The following is a 22706-nucleotide window of genomic DNA, read 5'->3' as shown; positions in this document are numbered from 1 at the left end:
CTATATTACAACCACTTAACACCTCGTTATGAGTAAATGGTTTTGTTTAAAAGTTCCAACGAAAGAATATGAAACCAATTATTATTGATTCTTTAGGATAACTTAATTTTTGTAGCACGGTTTCTCATTTTTTAAAATAACGATGTTGTTTTTATATCTTCAAGATAAGTACCCAACCATATGAAATCATATTTTCTGACTCATTGATCAGACCCTCTGACTGCGTTGCAACTCTGGTCACATATCTCGCTATGCTCCCGCCGTTGCGCCTTGCAGAGAACCTGATCAACAAGCCAGAAATATTCGATTCCATATGGCCGGGTGCTTAATTAGATTTTTTTCCTGATTGTATTAAATTTATCACTTTGAATCAGGCTTCTTCAGAGGCTTCTGGTGAAGTTGAGGATAAGTGATAGATATGAAAAGCCTGAATATTAAACAGGTGCTGTCTCAAGAGCAGCTTGGGCTGGAACCTGTTCCAATTGTTAAACAAGTGGGCGGCTTATGGCCTCTATTTAAAATTTACAGTAATTTTTTTATTAATCCGGGCACACTTGTCACTTCTGGCGTTATGGCGATGGCCGGACTGTCGTTTTTTTCAGTGGTCGGTATACATTTACTATCGACATTGTTGGGAATGATGCCGTTTTTACTGCTTTCTTTAGCCGGGGTTAAATACGGTATTCCGGGGCAAGTGGTCTGTCGGGTGGTGTTTGGCATTCGAGGTTCCCGCTGGATTACATCAATTCTCAGGTTGCTGTGTTCAATTTACTGGTTTGCGTTTCAAACAGCAGCAGGTTCCCTTGCGATTGAAGCCATATTGAGAAACTGCTTTGAGATCGTTATACCCCTTTGGTCCATATCTCTTGTCTTTGCCCTGTTTCAGGGAGCGGTGGCTGTGGTTGGGTATGACTCTCTGAAATGGTTGTCTGGCGTATCCTTTCCGGCCAAATTGGTCATTTTCGCTGTTCTTATAGGTTTTGTTATGGCGGAAGGCGGCGCTGGCGCCTCCCCATCCGTTGTGATTCATAAGGATGGATTGTTCTGGGACTGGGCGCTGGCACTGGTTTGGATAAACACTCTGATTTCCAGCTTCTTCACGATCATGACGGACGCCTCAGATTTTACTCGATATACCCGTTCTGCTGGCGCGCTGATCGTCGGATCACTGTCTGGCGCATTGGTTGGAACAGTGCTTGCCTCATCTTTTGGGGTTTATGCTGTGATTGCTGGTGGTTTGCAAAGCATTAACCCCTTCGAAACCGTGACGAGATTGGATCCGGGCGTGCTTATCCTTATTTTAATGGCGACGGTGATTTTTCTGGATAACTGGTCAATTAATGTGATCAATCTTTATACCGGCGGGCTTTGTCTTTGTAATATGTTTAGTGGTCTTGGCCGGCCCAAAGCGACGTTGATAGTTGCGATTGTGGCAGCTTTATTAACTTGCATACCGGAGCTGATCAGTGGTTATGTGGATCATATGGCCGCGATTGGAACCTTGTTCGCACCTATTGCCGGCGCTTTATTGGCCTGGTATTTTCTGCAATTCCAGCGTGTTGATGTTCAAGCGCTGTATGATGAGCAGGGTATTTACTGGTACTTTCATGGTTTTAATCGTTTTACCTGTTTGTTGATCCCCATCTCTTTTATCGTCGGCTTTTTCATTCCTGAGGGCTGGTTGCCAGGGGTGTTTTTGATGGTGCTCTCGTTGCTGTTGTCTATGTGCCATTTTCACGGCCAAAGCCAAAGCAAAAATCCGTGATTCCCTGAGACAGGCTGGGGCGGTAGGTGTATACTCCCGAGAATTTTGTCCGGTGAGTTAATGGCTGATTCCTGATTATGTATAAATTGACCCGCAGTGCTCTCTTTTGTCTGTCTGCAGAAACCGCCCATGACTTTGCCATGGATATGATTGGCGCCGGGCAACGGTTAGGCGTAACCCGTTTGTTGTCCCCAGGCGTGCCTTCCAAACCCAGAAAGGTGATGGGGCTGACTTTTGATAATCCGGTAGGCCTGGCCGCAGGGCTGGATAAAAACGGCGATGCGATGGATGGCCTGGGAAGCCTCGGTTTCGGTTTTATTGAGTTGGGCACTGTGACACCGGTCGGACAACCCGGCAACCCAAAGCCGAGAATGTTTCGAATTCCTGAGAAAGAAGCCCTGATTAACCGAATGGGTTTTAATAATCACGGTGTTGATCACCTGATCGCAAACGTTCGAAAGAGTCAGTACAAGGGTGTGGTTGGCATCAATATTGGTAAAAATCTCACAACGGCAGTGGAAGATGCCAACAATGATTATCTGGCCTGCTTGCGCAAAGTGTATCCACACGCTGGCTATATCGCGGTTAACCTCTCTTCTCCAAACACCCCGGGCCTGAGAAAGCTCCAGTACGGCGAAGCACTGAAAAGCCTTTTGTCTGCTCTGAAAGAAGAACAGGCAGTGCTGGCTAAAGAATTTGGTTGTTATGTGCCTTTGGCGGTAAAAATTGCGCCGGATATGAGTGAGGCCGAAATCGTTGAAGTAGCGGCAGAATTAATGGCTCACGAGCTGGACGGTGTGATCGCGACCAATACGACGCTCGATCGTGAAGCCGTAAACGGTTTCCCGAATGCGGAAGAGGCGGGTGGACTGAGCGGTGCGCCATTGAGTCAGAAGTCTACAGAAGTGATCAAGTTACTGGCTGGCGAGTTGTCCGGCAAACTGCCCATTATTGGTGTGGGTGGCATTATGGATGCGAGTACGGCGGCAGATAAGATCAACGCGGGTGCTAGCCTGGTGCAGATCTATTCAGGGTTTATTTACAAAGGGCCGGAATTGATTCGTGAAGCGGCGGAAGCGGTTTATTCTGCTGAGTCTTTGTAAAGGGCTCTTTGAAAGGGGATTTTTGCATGAGTGGCCAGGCTCCGAAAGGAGCTCTGGCGGTATGAATACGGTATTTATTGCTTATAAGTTTGCAGAAGAAGCGGGGGTGAAGTTATACATTCGCTCCAGGCTGGAAATGCCCGTTTTACCATCCCAATTGTCAACGCGACCTTCCCGCCAGCCAGTGAGCCAGGATTGACGAAGCTCCGGTTCCTGGTGTGGGCAGATGTCTCTGGAACGACCAGAAAGTCCTATCTGGTATCCCTTATTAAAGGCTCTATCGGCTTTATCCCTTTTGTGTCTTTTCAACATGGTTAAGTGCCTCTTGCTGATTTGGTTTTGACGGCCTCCATGGCTCTCTGGGGTAAGGTTCTGTCTCTAGAACCCTGATACAGCCCTAAGCGTTGTAACAAACTTGCCACAAAAACGTTAACACAAAACAAACTTTCCGCAAAAGAATGGTTAAGTAAGTGATGTGCAATGTTTACCCAGAGGAAGTCAACAATCTAAGTTTTGTTCATTTGTTGCGTCTTTGTCAGGAAAATTAAGAGGATTTTAGGGCTAAAACCTCACTTCTTTAGCTTTTATAGATATAAGCAGGTACTTACGTTTAGTGCTGGAGCAGTTGTCAGTATTCGCTTTTAAATTCAATTGGTTAAATTATGTTTGGCGACTAGTCTTATTGACTGTGGTTTTATCAAACGCCCTTGCCGCAAGCAGGTGCAGGGCTGAAGGAGTCAATAGGATGAGCAAATCCAGTATTTTCTCGCCCGGCATTTTCTCGATAGTGCTAGGCATTTCTGTGTTATTTCTTTCGGCATGCTCGACAGAACGATCTTGCGGCACAAACAATCCGGTTTGCAGTTCAGAATCCATTCCGGGCGGCTGGTCGGTGGCCAAAGTGACGCCAGAGGCGCGGAAAGCCACTGAAATGGCATTGGTGCAATTCAGTACACACTTGCAGTTGCTGGGTATTAATCAGGTGAGAACACAAGTGGTCAACGGCACTAATTATGCGCTGGAATTTACGGCCAGTGACGGTGAAGTGCTCCATGCCACGGTTCACCGTAGCCTTAATGACACTTATTCCATTATCAAACCGGCTCGCCGTGGGAAGCTTTGCCCGTAAATATCTTTAAATTCCGCCGGTGATTTCTTTTTCATAGCTTGGATATCTTATAGAATCGACGGATTTTTCCCCCGACTCACACCTTCCCCCGTTTTACAGCCTCTTTTCTTTATTGGATAAATGCTGCGTTGAGGGTGATGATGGTCGGTTATTCAGGACAAACCGGTTATGAGTACATCCATGCTGACATTATTTGCCAGTTGCCCGAAAGGGGTTGAATCCCTGCTGGCAACGGAGCTTGAAGATCTGGGCGCCAGTGAGGTGACCCAGACCGTTGCCGGTGTCAGCTTTGGTGGCTCTTTAGAGCTGGCTTATCGAGCCTGTCTCTGGTCCCGCTTGGCCAGCCGTATTCTTCTGCGTTTGGGCGAAGTGGATTCTTCCACAAAACATAAGCTCTACGATGGTGTGCAATCCTTCGAATGGGATGAACATTTGGATCAGGGTTCCAGTTTTCGCGTGGATTTCAACGGCGAAACCCCGGATATCAATCACACCAAGTTCGGTTCTCAGTACGTTAAAGATGCCATTGTCGATCAATTACGGGATCGTCACGGCTGGCGTCCTTCCATTAGCAGCAAACCAGATATTCGCATTAACGTACATGCGCGCGGTAAAACCGCGTTTGTTGGAATCGACCTTTCCGGTCAGAGCCTGCACGAACGTGGTTATCGTCTGGAAGCTGGTGAAGCCCCACTGAAAGAAAATCTGGCGGCCGCTTTGTTGCTCCGAGCCGGCTGGCCGGAGATTGCCATAGCCGGTGGCGCCCTGATTGATCCTATGTGTGGCTCCGGCACCTTCCTTATAGAAGGCGCCATGATGGCGGCTGATGTGGCGCCGGGCTTACTCCGTACCCGTTATGGCTTTGATAAATGGATGGGGCACGTACCAAAAACGTGGCTGAGCGTCTTGGAAGAAGCACGTACTCGCAGAGACGCAGGCCTTGCCGCATCGCAAGTAAAGATTGAAGGTTATGAAGGGCTTGCCAGAATTGTCGGGCGTGCAAGATCAAACATTCAGCGTGCCGGTCTTGCCAAATTAATTTCTGTCAGCCAGCAGGAGCTTGGCAGTCTGAAAGTTGAGCCATCATTAACGCCTGGTCTGTTGATTGCGAACCCGCCTTACGGTGAACGAATGGGCGACGAAGCCAGTCTGGTTTATCTCTATAAACGACTGGGTGAGAAGATTAAGCAGGAAACCCCGGGTTGGCAGGCAGCGATTTTTACGTCTTCTCAAGCCTTGATTCGCAGTTTGGGAATGGGGCCACGGAAAAACTACACCCTCTTTAATGGTGCTCTGTCCTGCAAACTCTATCTGTATGATGTTCGTGAGCGTCAGGCGGAACCATCGGGCGCAGCGTCTACCAACATGGCTCAACATAAGCCGGAATTCAAAGCGAGCACCCCCGGCGGAGAAATGTTCGCCAACCGACTAAAGAAGAACCTTCGGTTACTGGGTAAGTGGCTCAAGAAAGAAAATATCCAATGTTACCGCCTGTACGATGCGGATATGCCGGAGTACGCGGTAGCCGTGGACGTGTATCGTGACTGGGTGCATGTGCAGGAATACGCCGCACCGAAAAGTATTGATGAGGACAAAGCTCATCAACGTTTGTTGGAAGCGCTGGAAGTGATTCCCGGCGTGCTGGGGATTCCTGAAAATCATGTTGTGTTTAAGCGCCGTGAACGTCAATCTGGTAAAAAACAGTATGAAAAACTGGAGCAATCCGGCGATATGCTGGAAGTGCAGGAAGGTCAGTGTCGTTTATTGGTGAACTTGAAAGATTATCTGGATACCGGCCTGTTTCTGGATCACCGCAAAATGCGTCTGCGTATCGCGGAGGAGGCAAAAGGGAAGGATTTTCTGAACCTGTTCTGTTACACCGGCACGGCGTCCATCCACGCAGCGGTGGGCGGTGCAACCAGTACCACCAGTGTTGATCTGTCGAACACCTACTTGGGTTGGGCGCGGAAGAACATGGCGGTCAATGGTCTGGTGGATCGTAAAAACCGCTTTGAGCAGTCTGATTGCCAAGAGTGGCTGAAGCAGGATTCCCGGTTCTATGATTTGATTTTCATGGACCCACCGACGTTTTCTAACTCAAAGAAAATGCGAGATGTGTTCGATGTGCAGGAAGCCCATGTCAAACTGATTCAGCTGGCGATGGCAAGGCTGAAACCCGGTGGTGTGTTGTATTTTTCCAACAACTTCCGCCGATTTGAGTTTGCCGACGAGTTGAAGGTGCAGTTTAAGGTTGAAGATATCTCGACCTCTACCATCGACAGAGATTTTCAGCGCCGACAGGATATTCACCGCTGCTGGCGGATAACACAAAAATAATATTTCACAAGAAAAATGAGTCATTGCTTCTGGCAATGGCTCATTTTTTATGGGGAATCCTATATAATCCCCGTTTTGCCAATTGATAAGACGCTTCCCCGGCGGGAACTTTATATGAAGACAAGCGAAATACGTTCAGCATTTCTTGAATACTTCAGGGAAAATGGCCATGAAGTGGTTGCCAGTAGCTCTCTGGTGCCCCATGACGACCCGACGTTGTTGTTTACCAATGCCGGGATGAACCAGTTCAAAGATACTTTCCTGGGCCGTGAGCAGCGGGATTACAAACGTGCCACCACTTCCCAGAAGTGCGTTCGTGCCGGTGGCAAGCATAACGATCTGGATAACGTTGGTTACACCGCGCGCCATCACACCTTCTTTGAGATGCTGGGTAACTTCAGTTTTGGTGATTACTTTAAAAAAGACGCCATTCATTTTGCCTGGAATTTTCTGACGGGCACCCTTGGTCTGCCAAAAGAGCGTTTGTGCGTCACGATTTATGAATCTGACAATGAAGCTTACGATATCTGGTTGAACGACATCGGTATTGCAGCAGACGACATTATCCGCATTGGTGACAACAAAGGCGCACCATACGCATCCGATAACTTCTGGCAGATGGGCGACACCGGGCCTTGTGGTCCTTGTTCCGAGATTTTCTTTGATCATGGTGATCATATCTGGGGTGGCCGTCCGGGCACACCGGAAGAAGACGGTGATCGTTTTATCGAGATCTGGAATATTGTATTTATGCAGTATAACCGTCAGGCCGACGGTGAAATGCTGCCGCTGCCCAAGCCGTCCGTTGATACCGGCATGGGGCTGGAGCGAATTGCTGCGGTGATGCAGCACGTGAACAGCAACTATGAGATAGATTTGTTTCAATCTCTGTTGAACGACGCTTCCGAAGTATTAGGTGGCGTTGCTACGACAGAAGCTTCTCTGCGTGTGATTGCAGACCATATCCGGTCCTGCAGTTTCCTGATCAGTGATGGTGTCATGCCTTCCAATGAAGGTCGTGGTTATACCCTGCGTCGTATAATTCGTCGTGCTTGCCGTCATGGTCATAAGCTGGGCGCGAACGATTCCTTCTTCTATAAGTTGGTAACCTCACTGGTGAAAACCATGGGCGAAGCCTATCCCGACTTGGCAAAAAATCAGTCTCAGATTGAGAAAGTGCTGCTGCAGGAAGAAGAGCAGTTCACCCGCACTCTGGATAAAGGGATGAAACTGCTGGAAGAAAGCATTGCCTCAATGAACGGTGATGTGATTTCCGGTGAGACAGTATTCACCCTGTACGACACTTATGGATTCCCTGTTGACCTCACGGAAGATATTGCCCGTGAGCGGGATCTCAAAGTGGATATCGAAGGTTTTGAAACAGCCCTGGAAACTCAGCGTGAGCGTGCCCGCGCCTCCAGCAAGTTTGGTGCAAACTACAATGATCAATTAGTCATTGAAGGCGCTACCGAGTTCACCGGTTATGAAAATACAGCTGGGCAAGCCAAAGTTCATGCATTGTTTGTAGAAGGCAAGCCAGTTGAGTTGATTAGTGAAGGTCAGCAGGCGACGGTTGTTTTAGAACAAACACCGTTTTATGGCGAGTCCGGCGGACAGGTAGGCGACACTGGATTACTGAATTTTGCTACTGGCTCTTTGCGGGTTGTTGATACCCAGAAGCAGGGCGGTCATCACTTGCATCAAGTGGAAGTGGTGTCTGGTGAGCTGAAAGTAGGTGAAGAAGTCTCTGCCAGTATTGATGCAGACAAGCGTCATGCGACGTCTTTGAATCACTCGGCAACACACCTGCTACACGCTGCACTGCGTCAAGTACTCGGTGAACATGTGACTCAGAAAGGCTCATTGGTTGATCCTGAGCGTCTGCGTTTTGACTTCTCTCATCTGGAATCGGTTAAACCTGAAGAGCTGAAAGAAATCGAAAGCATCGTTAACGAGCAGATTCGCGCCAATACACCGGTTCAAACCGAACTGATGGATATGGATGCGGCCATTGCCAAAGGTGCCATGGCACTGTTTGGTGAAAAATATACCGATGAAGTGCGTGTTCTCACCATGGGCGCTGATGGTTTTTCTGTGGAGCTTTGCGGTGGTATTCACGCTAACCGGACTGGTGATATCGGTTCTTTCCGCATTGTGGCAGAAAGTGGCATTGCTGCCGGTGTGCGCCGAATTGAGGCAGTGACAGGTGGCGGTGCTGAAGTGTTTGTACAGGCGCGTTTTGCTGATTTGAGCAACGCTTGTCGTACGCTGAAAGCCAAGCCTGAAACGTTGGAATCCAAACTTCAGGCGCTGGTTGAACAGAGCCGAAGTCTCGAAAAAGAGATGCAGCAGCTGAAGCAGAAACTGGCCAGTGCTGGCAGTGCGGATCTGGTGTCTCAGGCTGTCGATGTTAAAGGCGTTAAACTGCTGGCGACAGAGCTGGAAGGTATCGATCCAAAATCCCTCAGAGATATGGTGGATCAGCTGAAAAACAAACTGGGTTCCGGTGTTGTCTTCCTGGCGACGAAGGCGGATGGCAAAGTGCCTCTGGCTGCTGGTGTTACCAAAGACCTGACTGGCAATGTAAAAGCGGGCGATCTGTTGAAGATGGTTGCTGAGCAGCTGGGTGGTAAAGGCGGTGGCCGTCCTGACTTTGCTCAGGGTGGTGGCTCACAGCCAGAAAACCTCGGCAAAGCTCTCGCTTCTATTACCGGGTGGCTGGAAGAAAAACTGTAAGTACTGCTTGCCATTGTGTCAGTAATACTGACAGGTTTGGTAAATAATGCTCAAAAGCGGGGGCGCTTTTTCGGGAGCACCCCGTTTTTCTTGCTTCAGGGCATACAACGGCTGATGATTTCGTGGTACATTCTGCCGTCATTCAAGTGAAATTCTGGTCATGGCTGATTGAAGTAGAACGAATAAAATGGCGCTTATAGTACAGAAATTTGGCGGAACATCCGTTGGCACAGTTGAACGCATTCAAGGCGTTGCTGACAAGGTTAAGGGTTTTCGTGAGCAGGGGCACGACATTGTCGTGGTGGTGTCTGCCATGAGTGGCGAGACTAACCGGCTGGTGGAGCTGGCTCACAGCATGCAGGCTCAGCCGACGCCCAGAGAAATGGATGTCATTCTGTCTACGGGCGAACAGGTCACCATTGGTTTGCTGAGCATGGCGCTGAATGAGCGTGGATGCCCGGCCACTTCTTATACCGGCAGTCAGGTGGCGATCGTCACGGACTCCGTTCATAACAAAGCTCGTATCCAACGCATTGAAACCGACAATATCCGCAAAGATCTGGAACTGGGTCGCGTTGTGGTGGTTGCTGGTTTTCAAGGGCGGGACGAAGAGGGCAACATCACAACTCTTGGGCGTGGCGGCTCTGACACGACAGCGGTTGCTCTTGCTGCAGCCCTTGAGGCGAATGAATGCCAGATCTATACCGATGTGGATGGTGTTTACACCACCGACCCGAGAGTGGTTGAAGGTGCCCGTCGTCTGGATCAAATTACGTTTGAAGAAATGCTTGAAATGGCCAGCCTTGGCTCCAAAGTCCTGCAGATCAGGGCGGTGGAATTTGCTGGCAAATACAATGTTAACCTGAGAGTTCTCCATACATTCCAGGATGGCCCTGGAACACTAATAACACTGGATGAGGGTTGCAACATGGAATCACCGGTCGTATCCGGCATTGCATTCAATCGAGATGAAGCCAAGCTAACGATTAAGGGTGTACCGGATATTCCCGGAGTAGCCTCCCGGATTCTTGGACCGATCAGTCGGGCCAATATTGAAGTGGATATGATCGTCCAGAACGTATCGGATGATAAAACCACGGATTTCACCTTCACCGTGCATCGTAATGACTACGATCGCACCATTGAGGTGGTTGAGCAGATCGTTAAAGAGCTGGAAGCCCGTGAATACGATGGTGATATGAAGATTGCCAAAGTCTCCATTGTTGGCGTAGGTATGCGCTCTCATGCCGGTGTGGCTTCCCAGATGTTTGAAGCACTGGCTGCTGAAGGTATCAATATTCAGATCATTTCCACATCGGAAATCAAAGTGTCGGTCATCATCGCTGAGAAGTACCTGGAGCTGGCGGTGCGTGCGCTTCACTCTGCTTTTGAACTGGATAGGGAACCTATTGAAGATAAGTAGGTCTAAGTAGTAAGTGCGCTAGGTCTGATGTCTTCGGGCGGAGGATTTGGTTCAGGCAGTTATCAGCTACTGGTTACTGCCTGAGGCTTAGTTATAGGTTGTGACCGGGTTTCCATAAGGTAAAAATACGAATGGAAATCTGTAGTTTGACGACTAGACTGGGTTAGCTGAATAATTCTTAAGCATGAACGGTTGAGCTGACATATACTTCATATCTTCAAACTGGCTTCGTCGGTTTATGAATTTGATATGTCTGTACTGGGGTTGGTGTCGTATATTCGCACCTGAGAGACTTGTTTTTTAAAGCCTGTTTTTCATCAGCATTCCAAAACAATGCACCAGCGTGCTCAGAATTGACGGTTGTTGACTTAACAGAGATGTAAATAAGGAGATTGTAATGCTGATTCTGACTCGCCGCGTAGGAGAGACCTTAATGGTCGGGGACGAGGTCACTGTCACCGTTCTGGGTGTTAAGGGCAATCAGGTACGTATTGGTGTTAACGCACCAAAAGAAGTTGCTGTGCATCGTGAAGAGATTTACCAGAGAATTCAGAAAGAGAAAGAGTATAAGAAAGGTGGCAGTCAAAGTTACGAAGAAGGTGACTATGAGTCTGGCTACGAATCTGAATCTGAGTCTTACGAATCCTACTGATTATCCTTCCGTCGTCGCTTATTAAGCTTTCAGAAATCTTTCCAGTATCATGACTGAAACGAGAGCCTCTATTGTTGGGTTCTCGTTTGGTTATGTCCCTCCAAGCATTTGCTTTACTTAGGTTCTCGTGTGGTTTTATGAGAACTGGAATCAATAGATTTTTTATCCTCTGATGCTAAGTCAGAAGCGGTTTTATTGATCAAAAAACACTTGCATTTCAAGGTGTTCAAGGTAACATAGCTCTCGTTCCCGGTGAGGTGGCCGAGAGGCTGAAGGCGCTCCCCTGCTAAGGGAGTATACGGTTTGTAGCCGTATCGAGGGTTCGAATCCCTCCCTCACCGCCATATATCCCTTCTAAGTTATTGATTTCCTTTCTATTTGCTTTCGATCAAAAGTCCCAAATTACTGATGTGTCCAAGAAGTGTCCATTTTACTTAATGGATTTAGTCTAACAGCGTCGTTTAAGTGTTCTTTGCTGAATTTGGCGTACTTCATGGTCATCTTAATGTCTGAATGACCGAGGATGCTTTGCAGTACCCGTATGTTTCCGCCATTCATCATAAAGTGGCTGGCAAAGGTATGGCGTAAAACGTGGCTGGCTTGTCCTCTGACGGTTCTTACCCCTGAACGCAGTAAAGCCCTTCTGAAAGATTCCTGGCAGTTGGTGAACTCTCCTTTGTCCCTGATGTGCTGCTTCACTTCCTGAAACAAATCTTCATCTAATGGAATGATCCGGTTCTTTTTGGATTTGGTGTAAGTTAGGTAAACCTGATTGTTCTTAAAGTGGTGATCTTTGCGGCTCTCGATCTCTCCCCAGCGAGCACCGGTAGAAAGACAAATCTTGGTGATGATCATCACATGGCGGCTTTTACAGTTCTTCCTGATGTCTTCAAATAGTAATTGGATTTCATCATTGCTCAGGAAGATAAGCTCTTTTTCATGTATACGGATTTTATCCACTGGCTGAAAGGGATTGCAGTAGCCAATAATGGCATTCCGGCTCAGGAAGTTATAAACGGCATTGATATAGCCCAGCATATTATTGAGCGTCTTGTCTCCAATGCCTTCTTCTCGCTTTTGCTTCTTGTACCTGTGCCAATCTCTACTGGTGACTTCTTTAGCGACTGGGTTGCCCAATGACTCACATATACGGATCAGGTTCTTCAGTGTCCTTTCATTGTCTGCCAGTTCGATGCCTCTGGCCTCGTACCAGATATCAATCAACTCTCGCAGGGTGCGGTCATCTTTCTCCGGTGCTTCTTTCTCTTTTTCAGAGAGGCACTTGTCTCGATACTGAATACACTCCAATTTGGTTTTGGCGGTATGACGGTATCGCTTGCTGCCGATTCGGAAATCAATTTTCCATTGATTGTCTTTCTTAATGATTGCCATGATGTTGCCTTGGTTCTTATTTTTTAAACCATCTTAACTTCTATTTTGTTAATTAGAAGGTGGTGAAAAAATGATGCCTATTACTGATTTGGTTGTTTCTGGTTGTAATGAATTGTTAATGGTCATTAATGGGGCTGATTTATTTTTATGCACCATTTTGGTGTTCTGATAGTTAGAAAATAAACAAAAAGGTGTTTTTGTAAATCAAAAGTTAAGTTTTGATAAAACAAAACTAGCAATATGTTAAATTTATTTTGTCCATATATGACCAGCTGTGACCATATATAACCCTCTGTGACTGTAAAGATAAAAAATAATTAAATTTCAGGTGTTGCAATTCAAAAATTAATTATGTATTTCTATTCTCGAACACATTCAACAGGGAGTGTTGAGAAATGACTAAAGATAAATTTGAAGGCTACTTCTTCATGCTGTCCATTTCTGCTTTTGCGGAGCGTGTTGGTGTTTCAACCGAAACCGTTAGAAGCTGGATAAAAGACAACAGAATACCTTCGCACAAAATCGGCAAACGACGGTTGATTAACGTCGATAAATTGCGAGACAGTCTGGAGTCTGATGAAGACTAACGGTCACTGTTTTTTACTATTGTCGATACAGATGTTTGAAGTCTAATTATAGTATTAAATACAGTCTCTTACCTGATATTTACTTGTCTTTACGGATGGCTTTTCTTCTTGAAAAGAGGACGGAGAAAACAAACTGAAGATACCTTGGAACGGCTTTCCAGACAGGTAGATGAAGCATTAAAAGAACAGGCTGAACTCCCCTATATATTCTGTAATACGCTGTCATGGGTTGAATATGCCCGTTACATTCAATCAAAAGAATCTGTCTGGTTTGAAGATTTTCAGTATCACAGCGTTCAATCAAATCAATGAATTTTAATTATTGCATTGGATGCCGTTGTGCTTCACTTTTTTTGGCGATTCTCCCCATCGCCACAAAAAAATTGATAGCACATCGGCAAGGCTCCAATGCAAAAATTAAAAATCATTTTAATGGTTTTTAGTGGTTATAAGTCGTTATTGGAAATTTTTCTCAACCTATTGCGCTAATTAAAAACTGTGTATTTACTTGATCATGGGTGATCCAAAAAAGGAGAAAATAAAAAATGGAAACCACCATCAAGGCACTCTTCCTGGGAGCCAAAGTTACAGAGTTTGAAAGTTCTCGTTATCTGAAAGTATTTCTTTCTGGTATGTCAGAAGATGATGATCCAAACATCTACGGTTTGGATTTAATGATTTGCAGTTCAGATTACGAAAGGCTTGTTGATTTTCAAACCTTGCAACCTTTAAAGCCGTACGAATTTCGAACTAAGGTGATGTCTGGTTCAAAACAACGAATCTCAATCAAGATTCTTGGCATTAAAAAACCGGCGTTGGAAAAGGCGGTTAAATAATGCAACTGCTTCTGTGTGATGGTTTCAGTACGGATGCTGACGGTGGCATATCCTGCTCCGGTAATTCCGCAACCATCACACTGGAAGAGGTGCGGGCAACCCCTGCATCAACTGGGCTGACGAAAGATCAGGCGGATGCACTACTTGGTGCTTCTATTCTGGTGTTGGTGATTGCCTTCATCTTTGCCCTGGTACTTCGTCAATTACGTTAACCAACAAGGAGATTAGCCATGAAGAAGCTAAAACACCTTGCACTCCTGCTGGCAACTTCAGTGATGGCATCCAGTGCCTTTGCTGAGATTGATGTATCAGCGGCTACGACTGCCATTTCGACGGATGGATCGGCTGCCATTACTGGTATCGGTACTGCGTTGATCGGCGTTGCGGCACTTGCAGTAGTGTTCAAGTGGGCTAAAGGCGCGATTTTCGGCTGATGCTTGCTTGGACTGTTTGGCGGGAGGTTTCGATCTCCCGTTCTTATTACTCGTTCATGGATGATACAACAATGTGGGTTCCAGATTACGGTTGGGTCTATGTGGTGGTCATCCTTGCAGCGGTCTGGATGATGCGGCCATGAAATTACCTTATCAGCTATTACTGTTTTTTATCGCCTTGCTCAGTTCATTCAGTCATGCTGGCGTTTGGCATGTTTTCGCTGAAGGAGGTAAACAAGGCAAAAGCCCTCTGGATGTTTGTATTAATATCTCGTACAACAAAGCTTCAAGTTCTGTTTTATCAATATACCCCAGTGATAGCTTCACAGCAGGGTCATACCGCTGCCAATACATTTACCATGAGAGTGGCTTATCGCAATCGAAGTTCATTGTGTATTTTGCAGGATCTGCCGCTGACCCTGCAAATGAAGCCTGTGATGTAATCGATAATCAAACCTTTGGTTGTGCAAGCAGTAATCCATGCTTGGATATCAAACCAATAACTAGCTCAACCAACGCTCAGACCGCCTGCTACAACCAATGTGGATATACAACACTGGGCGGCTTTCGTGATTATGATAATGCCCTTGCTCCAATAGCCTATGAATATCTGCCAACCGGAGAGGTATGTACTGGCAATGAAGAAACCTCTCAGCTTGCCGGTGTCAGTGAATACACTGAAATCAATGAAGAAGAATTGGATTGCCGGAGTGATCCGGGGGTTCAAGTCTGCATCAGTGAGGATAAAAGCTGCAAGATCGTGAATGGTTATCCGGTCTGCTTCGATGAAGCAACCAACCAAGATGAACTCAATTGTGGCACCTTCAACGGTGAAGTGGTTTGCTTCGAGAAAAATGCCTTTAGCAACTGCCAATATGTCAACGGTGAATACCTTTGCACTTATCCAGAAGGAGATAAGGTTGATCCAGATTCAGTGGATCACCCTATCAATGGCGGTAACGCCAATGGTCAAACCCATGACGATATTCTAGATCAACAGGATCTCACCGAAAACTCTCCTGAGGCGCAATCAGTAAAACAGATTGTCAAAGAAACCGGTATTCGCCAACAGGCAGAAAAACAGGCGGAGTCTGATAATCCATCGTCTTCTATTGCAGGTTTGGGCTGCGATAAAGAAGTGTCGTGTACCGGTGATGCGATCCAGTGCGCCATCGCTCGTATGCAAAAGAAACAGCTATGCCTGTCTGAGTTTAATGAAGGTGATATCAATTCCATCATCAGTGGAAATGATCAAATGTCGCCATTGGGAACACTCCCTGGGGACACTTTGGAAATTCACGTGGATGATTTTCTGGATACGGAAGAATACGTTTCTTCTGACAGCCAATGTCCTGACTCTGCAACCTTCACACTACTGGGAACAGAACATGAATTTGTACTCACCCCACTGTGTGATCTTGCCTCTTATATATCGTGGTTCATCCAACTGACCACATGGTTTTCTATGTCGGTCATCTTGGCAAAATCACTTGGTAACGGATAGGAGATCAGCATGGGCTACATACTCACGTTCATCGTTACTACTATCGTTCCCCTCGCATGGCTATTGCTGCGTGGGCTGGGAGTGGGCGTGGTGACGTACTTTGGTCTTGATCTGATGGTGGATTATCTGGGCGAACAGATACAGGCCAACTTCGATGGAATGCCTGTCGCCATGTTCCAGATGATCTCCCTTATGGGCATCCCGAATGCCATCAACATCGCATTGTCGTTTATCACGGTAATCATGGTGGTGAAAGGCATTAGCTACTTTAACGGACGGCCTAAACAAAGCGTTTCCTTCTGGAAAGGCTTTGGTGGCACGTCCTGAATAACGGTTGTTCATGGTGTTCATCAGCCGCTGGAAACGATGTTCTTTTGACAAAAAGAACTTGGTTTCCTGCGGAACCCCAAACGAACAACCCAAAAGAATAACCAAAGGAGAAAAAGGAAGAATGTCATGCTTCATTTCATTACCGGAAGGCCGGGTGCCAGCAAAAGCCTGAACTGCTTCAAAACAGTCTGCACCGATAAGAAGTATGCCAATCGTCCGAAATTCTATAACAACATCAAACTGAACCTGCTGGATTATCAGCAGTGCCAAACCTTTCAGGCGTTTTTCTACGACTGTTATCTTCCATCACTGACAAAAAATCAGCGGTCTGTCATTGATCCGATGATTCAACCCATCCATGAAGAAAAACGCTTTGTCGAACTGACTGATGCACCGTTTCTGGAACAGGTATTCAAGCAGCACGATCCACTGAGGCAATGGCTGAAGTGGGTCAAAGCCTGCTATCCAGCGTCGCAAGTGCAGAAGGTATCGCACATTGAAAAGAGCGCGCCTGAAGGTGTGGAACTTACCTTCAAGGATTTTGAGCACCTGAACCTGCACTGGACGCACTTTCCTGATCCACACAAATGGTATGACCTGCAAGGCCATTCGGTGCTGGTGATTGATGAAGCCCAGGAATTCTTTCCGGTGCGCTCAGGAAAAGACAAAGTACCTTTATATGCCTCACGTTTTGAAAAGCATCGCCATGACAGCTTCGACGTCATCCTGATTACTCAGCATCCCAATTTTCTCGATGTTCACCTGAGAAGGCTGTGCGGACACCATACCCACTATTTCAATTTCTGGGGATCATCGAAAGTCACTCGTTACACGTGGGACAAGTGCGTTGATCCTGATGATCACTTTGCCAAAAAGGAAGGGCGAAAAACCGTCACCGGCAAGCCGAAGCGGTACTTTGGCGTCTACTTCTCAGCGTTTGAGCATACCCATAAATTAAGTGTGCCGCCTGTCGTCTGGCTGATTCCGATCCTGCTCGGTGCTATCGGCTTTGCACTGTACTTTGTGTTATCCACCCTCACCACTGATCAACACGGCGAAGCCGCCAATGCACCGGAACCATCAGCCACCCTGCTGCCAGTTGCTGACACGCAACCACAAAGCCGCGAACAGTATCTGGAACGCCGCAAGCCGAGAGTCACCGGCCTGAAACATACGGCTCCCGTCTACGATCACCTGACCAAGCCCCGTTCCTTTCCGAAGCCACAAAACTGTGTGTTGTGGCGGGAGGAAACGCCACAGGAAGTCTGTATCTGTTACTCCCAACGGATCACCCGCATGGAAGTACCGGACTACCTGTGCAAGGCCATTGTCCGCAATGGCTACTTTGACGAAACACTCTCGGATAAACGACACGACCGAAACAGTCGCCGCAGCCAGAAAAGAGAGGTTGAACATTATGACGGACTCTGAGCTTTGCACTGAGCGAGGCTGCAACGCGCAGCGGCAGCCCGCACAGGCGGACGTTCCTGTAGCACGTCATTAAAAAAGGGTAGTGAAAATCGAAAAGTTATAAGAAGGAATCTTATTATGAAACATTTAAATCGTTATGAGCCTTCAGAGGATGGCTCCACCACAAATCAAACAGATAAGGGACTTCTGTTTGTTCACCCGAAATTCGGGAAAGTGCAGGACCTCTATCTGGATAACTTCCAGATTGTCGGAACCTATGTGGATACCTTACGACAACTGTTTAAAGGAGCGATGAACCTGGATTTCCTGACGGATATTGAGGATTCGCTGAGTTTTGGGGAGAAAACCTTTCGGTTTGTCGGCCATGACTGGATATTGGGCAAGAGTGGTAAAGCCTCGGGTTATCAGTACCGGCTCCAGAACAATCAGTTGGGTATCATCATCTTCTGCAAAATGTTCCACTCTAAGGCGGAATCTATCGGTTCTCACCTAAAAATTGAATGTTCTCCTTGGTTCCTGGACAACCGATCACCGAAGAAGGTTGATCAGTTCCTGGCGAATATTGCCAAGAAGGTACTGAGGTGTGCTGAACCCCATTACCCCGCTATTCATCTGGCGGTAGACGTACAAGGCTGGAAACCGGAAAACGATTTGTCAGAGCGCATGACCTGTAAATCTCGAAGGGTTTCCAACTTCTATGGGATTGATAAAGCCGAGTTTACTGTCTCTGATGTGTCATGCGTTTATGATCGTTCACAGTCGTTTAAATTTGGCTCTGCGGGTGCGGTGCAAATGGCGATCTATAACAAAACCATACAGGCTCAGAGCATTGATAAATTCGACTACATGGAACACAAATGGCAGGAGAGCACCAAGCTCGATGACGGTTCTAGTGGCTATGATCCCGAGTCAGATGTATTCCGCTTTGAAGTACGGTTTCACCACTCGGTAATACAACAATTTGCCTTAGGAACCTGCAATAAAGAAACCGGTGAAATCGGTGTCAAAATGCACACGTATTCTCAGGTGATCAAGCATATACAAGCACTCTGGCTCTACGGTCTGAAATCCTTCAGACTCAATTACAACAGCAATTATCTCGATTCGATCTGGACAATCCTGCTTGAAGATATCGTCTTCAAATATCCTGAATCTGCCTACAAAGATAACCTGCACTACAAGCGATACTACAAAAAAGCGACATCGTTCACTGGTAAGAATTATCAGCTTTACATAGGCAACCTGCTGTCTGCTTGTGCCAGAAAAGGGCTGAAGTTCAAGCGGGTACTCCAAGAAATTCAGGGGAGTATCATATGGACAGATATTACTGAGCACTATGAGAAAAACAATACGACAGAGCACCAACTGATAGAACGGCTCCGTGAGTCCTATCAGGAGCGAATACTGATGGGTTACAGCGTATAAAGATAAAAAAACAGAAAGGGGGTAAACCCCCTATCTGTTATTTCTTAGTGGAGCGAGTAGGTTGCTCAGCAGGCTCCTGAAGTTTGAGAACGTCGGTCAGAATTTCCAGAATGGCTACCAGTTCGTCAACTTCGGAATTGTAGCTCTCGCGGATCACCTTGGTGGTGTACTGGCTCAGTTCAGAAACTTCATGACGCTTGGCTTCAAGCTGATTCTTGGTCAGATGGATCAAGGTGCAAAGCATTGAGTTAGTGAGTGTTTTCATGATGTTTTACCTCTCTTTTTGAATGTAATTTGTTCAGGAACGGCGAGAGGGTGTGTCAAAAAAATGTTTTGTCCTTCAGTGGCAACAGATTTTTTTGAGTAAGGCTGATGTCGTTCAGAATTATATGAATTCAGTAAAAGAGGGGGGAAGGTACTTGAATATCAGGCACTATTGATCAAAACAAGATGATCGTGCAAATGTGTCAAGATAGAGGAGTAAACGTTAAGCTTGCTGATACATGGGCAACCATTGTCACGTTATTCCCGTAATGAGTAGAAGTTGTAGATGTAGGTAAAAATTTCAGCTGGGTGTAGAATCTCTGTATGAGTTATAGATATGATTTAGTGGAGTGAAAGTTGAGTCCTGAAAAACAAGATGAACTCTTTTCTGAAGAGGTGCATGGAAGAGTATTCGACAGTGTAGGTGAGTCTCCTTTTTCACCTGTGTATGAACACTTCAATGGTATGCTTTTTGAGGGCGACTCCATTGAATGGTTAAAAAGCTTGGAGCCTGAGTCGGTAGACCTTATTTTTGCTGACCCTCCCTATAATATCAAAAAAGCTGACTGGGATAAGTTTGAATCACAGGAAAAATATATTGATTGGTCTATGCAGTGGATCTCAGAGGCTCATAGGGTTCTGAAAAAAGAAGGAACCCTATATGTATGTGGTTTCTCTGAGATTTTGGCTGACATAAAGCACCCTTCAATGAAATATTTCCAAGGTTGTCGTTGGCTTGTATGGCATTATAAAAATAAAGCTAATCTAGGTAATGATTGGGGTCGCTCTCATGAAAGCATCCTTCATCTGAGAAAAGGTAAAAAACAGAACTTTTACGTAGATGATGTAAGAATTCCTTACAGTGGTCATACACTGAAATACCCTTCTCATCCACAAGCTGAAAGCAGTCAGTATGGGAATGGTGGCAAAAGGAAAGATGTGTGGACACCTCACCCAATGGGAGCCAAACCAAGAGATGTCCTAGAAGTACCTACTACTTGTAATGGAATGGGAGAGAAAACTAAGCATCCTACTCAGAAGCCAGAAGAACTTGTCAGGAAGTTTATTTTGGCATCTTCTAAGCCAGGAGACTTAGTTATAGACCCATTTTCTGGTTCTGGAACGACTGTTGTTGTGGCAGAGCAGTTAGGACGCCGATGGTCTGGTTGCGAAATTAATCATGATTACAATTGTTGGGCTATAGAAAGGCTAGAAAATGTTGTCAGGAGAACCAAGGATGAATGGATCAAGTTTGATAGGGAAAATGACAAAAGAAGGAATTCCATCAGATGAAACTTGAAGCTCTCGTCGCTTATGCCCTGAATAAAGATAATTTTCTCAAGGTAGAGGATTATTTAACGTTTTCAAAAAAGTACCTTTCTTTCATCAAGAGCAATCTTCAGGCTGTAATAGTTTCTAGAAATGAAAATCATTATCGGTTTTTCCAGTACAAGAAAGATGGTACATACAACGTCACTCGTCCAATTAACTCGAACTTACTTTACTCACTAGAAGAGTTCGAAGAGGTTTCGAAAGGCTTCACTGTGTTATTGGTAAACATACGCGATAAGAGTTCTGATACTGCTAAAAATCGTGATTTAATAAATAGGGTTATCTATACTGCACAGCAGTCCATTGGGGCATGTTTAGATGCGTTACCAGCGAATAAGTCCAATACTGCAAGGAAGATCAACGGGGACTTATTTGAAAGATTCGTTAGGCTGATAATTGAGAAGTCTGGTCTTGATGTGTCGGAAGGAACGATTCACATACCCGTTGAAGTTGACGGAAAAACAGCCTTCGAAATGAAATATCAGCATGACTTGATTGTCAAAAAAATGGATGAAATCAAGGCTATAGGCTCTGTAAAAACGTCTAGTAAGGATAGACTCGATAAAGTTTTCGTTGATAAATTTTTGTATAACAGGTTGACAGAAAAGGCTACGCCACATTTTGCCATTTTCTTGAATGATGTGCAGAGAAAAGGTAAAGAAGGAAAGTATGGGGTCAGCGCGACCTTTTTACCGGGGCATTTCAAAGGTTATACAGTAAAGCTTAATCCACTGGATGGCGTATATTACTGCGATATTAGGCCAAATATGCAGATCGAACCTATTTTGAAGGATCATATCAAAACATTTGATCACTTCCTGTTCACAGATATGTGGGACTTTGTTAAATAAACTTGATCGTGGGTCTTAAGTTAGCATCCATTTGTGTTGAGAGAAAATGAGTTTCAAGGTGTCCAAAAAGTGTCCACCAAATTGACCAAAAACCACTTTTAGCAACCAGCTTGGACACTTTTTGTATATAGCTACTTGTGTAACCCATTGATTTACATTATATTGCTCTGGCGGTGTAAGGATTCGAATCCCTCCCTCACCGCCATTATCCCTTCTAAATCCTTGATTTATCTCCACTGTACTCCTCCTGAATCGTTACGAATTATTGATGTATCCAAAAAGCTTCCATATTGCTTAATGGATTCAGTCTGACTGTGCTGTTTAAATGTTCTTAGTTGAATTTGCCGTACTTTATAGTCGTCTTAATGACCGAAGATGTTTTTTCAGAAAATCTGTTTCAGAAAGTTCGATAGCTTAAGCTTTGCTAGACTTGCTGTTCTGTCAGGTTAATAGAGAAAAATTGATTGGGTATGCTCAAGTACCCTCTTGTGTTTTGCAACAAATTGGCAGTACTGTTTGTTACGCTTCCCTTAGCGAATGGAGTCTCTCAAAACCGCAGAGCGTTATAGCGAGTCACCCAAAAGGTGAATAGAAAATTCCGCGTAACGCTTTTAGTTCTGTGGGCTGCAGAGAAACTCAAGCAGTCAACTGCTGGTTTTAGGGTGAAGAGACTGCAGGTGGATCATTGATTGATTCTACAAAAAAACTGGCGTCCTGCTTGATATAAGCAGAATGCAATATGTTTTATTATTTTGCGCAGACCAGAGGTCATACATCAAAGGCTACAAAAAAGCTTAAAGATCGGGCTGCCCGGCAAGTCCGAGGAGTAGATTATTTTCCTGCCATAGAGAAACTCTGATGCCATCTACATAACTTTCGTGTCGTTTCAAGCTAGCCATAGGTTCTGGCAGCAAGATTGGTAGAAGGTATAGATGCGATTGTTCTGACGGTTTCGGAGCTTCAGCTGAGCCGCCAGCTTACCCTGAATACTGCAATAACGACCACCCAATAATTCCCACTGATTGCTTGGCAGATATTTTGACCCAATCAAAGGGGCTCTTCAGGGATATCTGTGGGTAAAAATGAACTGATTTGAAGAAAAAAGCACCAGCGATCAATTTCTGATAGATTTTTTTGTTTGCAGACAAAAAACAATAAGAAACGTCGCTGATGCT

20 protein-coding genes, 1 tRNA gene and 1 pseudogene are annotated in these 22706 nt (G+C 45.7%); 18 read left to right on the top strand and 4 right to left on the bottom strand.

What is annotated here, in order from left to right; translation table 11 throughout:
* The first annotated feature begins 418 nt into the window (after nt 1–418).
* Nucleotides 419–1765, top strand: coding sequence for a cytosine permease (locus Q1B11_RS12775; protein ID WP_299733226.1), 1347 nt, complete (start codon nt 419–421; stop codon nt 1763–1765).
* A gap of 77 nt (nt 1766–1842) precedes the next feature.
* Nucleotides 1843–2868, top strand: coding sequence for a quinone-dependent dihydroorotate dehydrogenase (locus tag Q1B11_RS12770; protein WP_366139467.1), 1026 nt, complete (start codon nt 1843–1845; stop codon nt 2866–2868).
* An 81-nt stretch (nt 2869–2949) separates the two neighbouring features.
* Here Q1B11_RS12770 and rmf read toward each other — a convergent pair whose 3' ends face one another.
* Nucleotides 2950–3177 carry a ribosome modulation factor gene (gene rmf / locus Q1B11_RS12765; protein ID WP_095210600.1) on the bottom strand — a complete coding sequence of 76 codons (228 nt, stop codon included), beginning with the start codon at nt 3175–3177 and terminating at the stop codon, nt 2950–2952.
* 436 nt (nt 3178–3613) lie between these two features.
* Between rmf and Q1B11_RS12760 the strand changes: the two genes are divergently transcribed.
* The 6 genes and pseudogenes from Q1B11_RS12760 to Q1B11_RS12735 all read left to right on the top strand — a co-directional run bounded on the left by Q1B11_RS12760 (nt 3614) and on the right by Q1B11_RS12735 (nt 11489).
* Complete coding sequence (locus tag Q1B11_RS12760; protein WP_299733223.1) at nt 3614–3997, top strand: hypothetical protein; 384 nt, start codon at nt 3614–3616, stop codon at nt 3995–3997.
* Nucleotides 3998–4165: 168 nt separating this feature from the next.
* Nucleotides 4166–6334, top strand: coding sequence for a bifunctional 23S rRNA (guanine(2069)-N(7))-methyltransferase RlmK/23S rRNA (guanine(2445)-N(2))-methyltransferase RlmL (gene rlmKL, locus Q1B11_RS12755; protein ID WP_299733220.1), 2169 nt, complete (start codon nt 4166–4168; stop codon nt 6332–6334).
* A gap of 114 nt (nt 6335–6448) precedes the next feature.
* Entirely contained in the window at nt 6449–9070 is a 2622-nt protein-coding gene (gene alaS / locus Q1B11_RS12750) for an alanine--tRNA ligase (protein WP_299733217.1), read from the top strand.
* Between the two features lie 187 nt (nt 9071–9257).
* Complete coding sequence (locus Q1B11_RS12745; protein WP_299733214.1) at nt 9258–10493, top strand: aspartate kinase; 1236 nt, start codon at nt 9258–9260, stop codon at nt 10491–10493.
* 397 nt (nt 10494–10890) lie between these two features.
* Nucleotides 10891–11055, top strand: a pseudogene (gene csrA / locus Q1B11_RS12740) (carbon storage regulator CsrA); the annotation flags it as partial.
* A gap of 341 nt (nt 11056–11396) precedes the next feature.
* Nucleotides 11397–11489, top strand: a tRNA-Ser gene (locus tag Q1B11_RS12735).
* Between the two features lie 58 nt (nt 11490–11547).
* Here the strand turns inward: Q1B11_RS12735 and Q1B11_RS12730 are convergent.
* A complete protein-coding gene (locus Q1B11_RS12730) occupies nt 11548–12537 on the bottom strand; it encodes a tyrosine-type recombinase/integrase (RefSeq protein ID WP_299733211.1) in 990 nt (329 codons plus the stop codon).
* A 395-nt stretch (nt 12538–12932) separates the two neighbouring features.
* Here Q1B11_RS12730 and Q1B11_RS12725 point away from each other — a divergent pair, with 395 nt between their 5' ends.
* The 8 genes from Q1B11_RS12725 (at nt 12933) to Q1B11_RS12690 (ending at nt 19084) form a co-directional block, all read left to right on the top strand.
* Complete coding sequence (locus Q1B11_RS12725) at nt 12933–13124, top strand: helix-turn-helix domain-containing protein (protein ID WP_299733208.1); 192 nt, start codon at nt 12933–12935, stop codon at nt 13122–13124.
* Nucleotides 13125–13669: 545 nt separating this feature from the next.
* Nucleotides 13670–13960, top strand: coding sequence for a hypothetical protein (locus tag Q1B11_RS12720; protein WP_299733206.1), 291 nt, complete (start codon nt 13670–13672; stop codon nt 13958–13960).
* Complete coding sequence (locus Q1B11_RS12715) at nt 13960–14172, top strand: hypothetical protein (RefSeq protein ID WP_299733204.1); 213 nt, start codon at nt 13960–13962, stop codon at nt 14170–14172. Before Q1B11_RS12720 ends, Q1B11_RS12715 begins: the two co-directional genes overlap by 1 nt.
* Before the next feature lie 18 nt (nt 14173–14190).
* Nucleotides 14191–14394, top strand: a complete 204-nt coding sequence (locus Q1B11_RS12710) for a major capsid protein (RefSeq protein WP_299733202.1) — start codon at nt 14191–14193, stop codon at nt 14392–14394.
* A gap of 73 nt (nt 14395–14467) precedes the next feature.
* Nucleotides 14468–15898 (top strand): virulence factor TspB C-terminal domain-related protein, encoded by a 1431-nt coding sequence (locus tag Q1B11_RS12705; protein ID WP_299733200.1) that lies wholly within the window; start codon nt 14468–14470, stop codon nt 15896–15898.
* 9 nt (nt 15899–15907) lie between these two features.
* The gene (locus Q1B11_RS12700; protein WP_299733197.1) at nt 15908–16225 is read left to right on the top strand and encodes a DUF2523 family protein; all 318 of its coding nucleotides are present in this window, start codon (nt 15908–15910) and stop codon (nt 16223–16225) included.
* A 129-nt stretch (nt 16226–16354) separates the two neighbouring features.
* Nucleotides 16355–17659, top strand: coding sequence for a zonular occludens toxin domain-containing protein (locus tag Q1B11_RS12695; RefSeq protein ID WP_299733194.1), 1305 nt, complete (start codon nt 16355–16357; stop codon nt 17657–17659).
* A gap of 117 nt (nt 17660–17776) precedes the next feature.
* Complete coding sequence (locus Q1B11_RS12690) at nt 17777–19084, top strand: hypothetical protein (RefSeq protein WP_299733191.1); 1308 nt, start codon at nt 17777–17779, stop codon at nt 19082–19084.
* A gap of 37 nt (nt 19085–19121) precedes the next feature.
* Here Q1B11_RS12690 and Q1B11_RS12685 read toward each other — a convergent pair whose 3' ends face one another.
* Nucleotides 19122–19349, bottom strand: a complete 228-nt coding sequence (locus Q1B11_RS12685; protein ID WP_299733188.1) for a hypothetical protein — start codon at nt 19347–19349, stop codon at nt 19122–19124.
* Nucleotides 19350–19705: 356 nt separating this feature from the next.
* Here Q1B11_RS12685 and Q1B11_RS12680 point away from each other — a divergent pair, with 356 nt between their 5' ends.
* A complete protein-coding gene (locus Q1B11_RS12680) occupies nt 19706–20641 on the top strand; it encodes a site-specific DNA-methyltransferase (protein WP_299733185.1) in 936 nt (311 codons plus the stop codon).
* Nucleotides 20638–21531, top strand: a complete 894-nt coding sequence (locus tag Q1B11_RS12675; protein WP_299733182.1) for a hypothetical protein — start codon at nt 20638–20640, stop codon at nt 21529–21531. The genes Q1B11_RS12680 and Q1B11_RS12675 overlap by 4 nt, the downstream gene beginning before the upstream one ends.
* 15 nt (nt 21532–21546) lie before the next feature.
* Here Q1B11_RS12675 and Q1B11_RS12670 read toward each other — a convergent pair whose 3' ends face one another.
* A complete protein-coding gene (locus tag Q1B11_RS12670) occupies nt 21547–21768 on the bottom strand; it encodes a hypothetical protein (RefSeq protein WP_299733179.1) in 222 nt (73 codons plus the stop codon).
* Between the last annotated feature and the right edge of the window lie 938 nt (nt 21769–22706).

Origin of the sequence: uncultured Endozoicomonas sp. (assembly GCF_947495845.1) — a bacterium.
GTDB lineage: Bacteria > Pseudomonadota > Gammaproteobacteria > Pseudomonadales > Endozoicomonadaceae > Endozoicomonas.
Note: the sequence above shows the minus strand (reverse complement) of the source record. Positions and strands in the feature narration are given on the sequence as shown.

Excerpts from the sequence above, each read along its gene's own strand:
- Q1B11_RS12775 (WP_299733226.1), top strand. The coding sequence starts at position 419 with ATGAAAAGCCTGAATATTAAACAGGTGCTGTCTCAAGAGCAGCTTGGG.
- Q1B11_RS12770 (WP_366139467.1), top strand. The coding sequence starts at position 1,843 with ATGTATAAATTGACCCGCAGTGCTCTCTTTTGTCTGTCTGCAGAAACC.
- Q1B11_RS12760 (WP_299733223.1), top strand. The coding sequence starts at position 3,614 with ATGAGCAAATCCAGTATTTTCTCGCCCGGCATTTTCTCGATAGTGCTA.
- rlmKL (WP_299733220.1), top strand. The coding sequence starts at position 4,166 with ATGAGTACATCCATGCTGACATTATTTGCCAGTTGCCCGAAAGGGGTT.
- alaS (WP_299733217.1), top strand. The coding sequence starts at position 6,449 with ATGAAGACAAGCGAAATACGTTCAGCATTTCTTGAATACTTCAGGGAA.
- Q1B11_RS12745 (WP_299733214.1), top strand. The coding sequence starts at position 9,258 with ATGGCGCTTATAGTACAGAAATTTGGCGGAACATCCGTTGGCACAGTT.
- Q1B11_RS12730 (WP_299733211.1), bottom strand. The coding sequence starts at position 12,537 with ATGGCAATCATTAAGAAAGACAATCAATGGAAAATTGATTTCCGAATC.
- Q1B11_RS12725 (WP_299733208.1), top strand. The coding sequence starts at position 12,933 with ATGACTAAAGATAAATTTGAAGGCTACTTCTTCATGCTGTCCATTTCT.
- Q1B11_RS12720 (WP_299733206.1), top strand. The coding sequence starts at position 13,670 with ATGGAAACCACCATCAAGGCACTCTTCCTGGGAGCCAAAGTTACAGAG.
- Q1B11_RS12715 (WP_299733204.1), top strand. The coding sequence starts at position 13,960 with ATGCAACTGCTTCTGTGTGATGGTTTCAGTACGGATGCTGACGGTGGC.
- Q1B11_RS12710 (WP_299733202.1), top strand. The coding sequence starts at position 14,191 with ATGAAGAAGCTAAAACACCTTGCACTCCTGCTGGCAACTTCAGTGATG.
- Q1B11_RS12700 (WP_299733197.1), top strand. The coding sequence starts at position 15,908 with ATGGGCTACATACTCACGTTCATCGTTACTACTATCGTTCCCCTCGCA.
- Q1B11_RS12695 (WP_299733194.1), top strand. The coding sequence starts at position 16,355 with ATGCTTCATTTCATTACCGGAAGGCCGGGTGCCAGCAAAAGCCTGAAC.
- Q1B11_RS12690 (WP_299733191.1), top strand. The coding sequence starts at position 17,777 with ATGAAACATTTAAATCGTTATGAGCCTTCAGAGGATGGCTCCACCACA.
- Q1B11_RS12685 (WP_299733188.1), bottom strand. The coding sequence starts at position 19,349 with ATGAAAACACTCACTAACTCAATGCTTTGCACCTTGATCCATCTGACC.
- Q1B11_RS12675 (WP_299733182.1), top strand. The coding sequence starts at position 20,638 with ATGAAACTTGAAGCTCTCGTCGCTTATGCCCTGAATAAAGATAATTTT.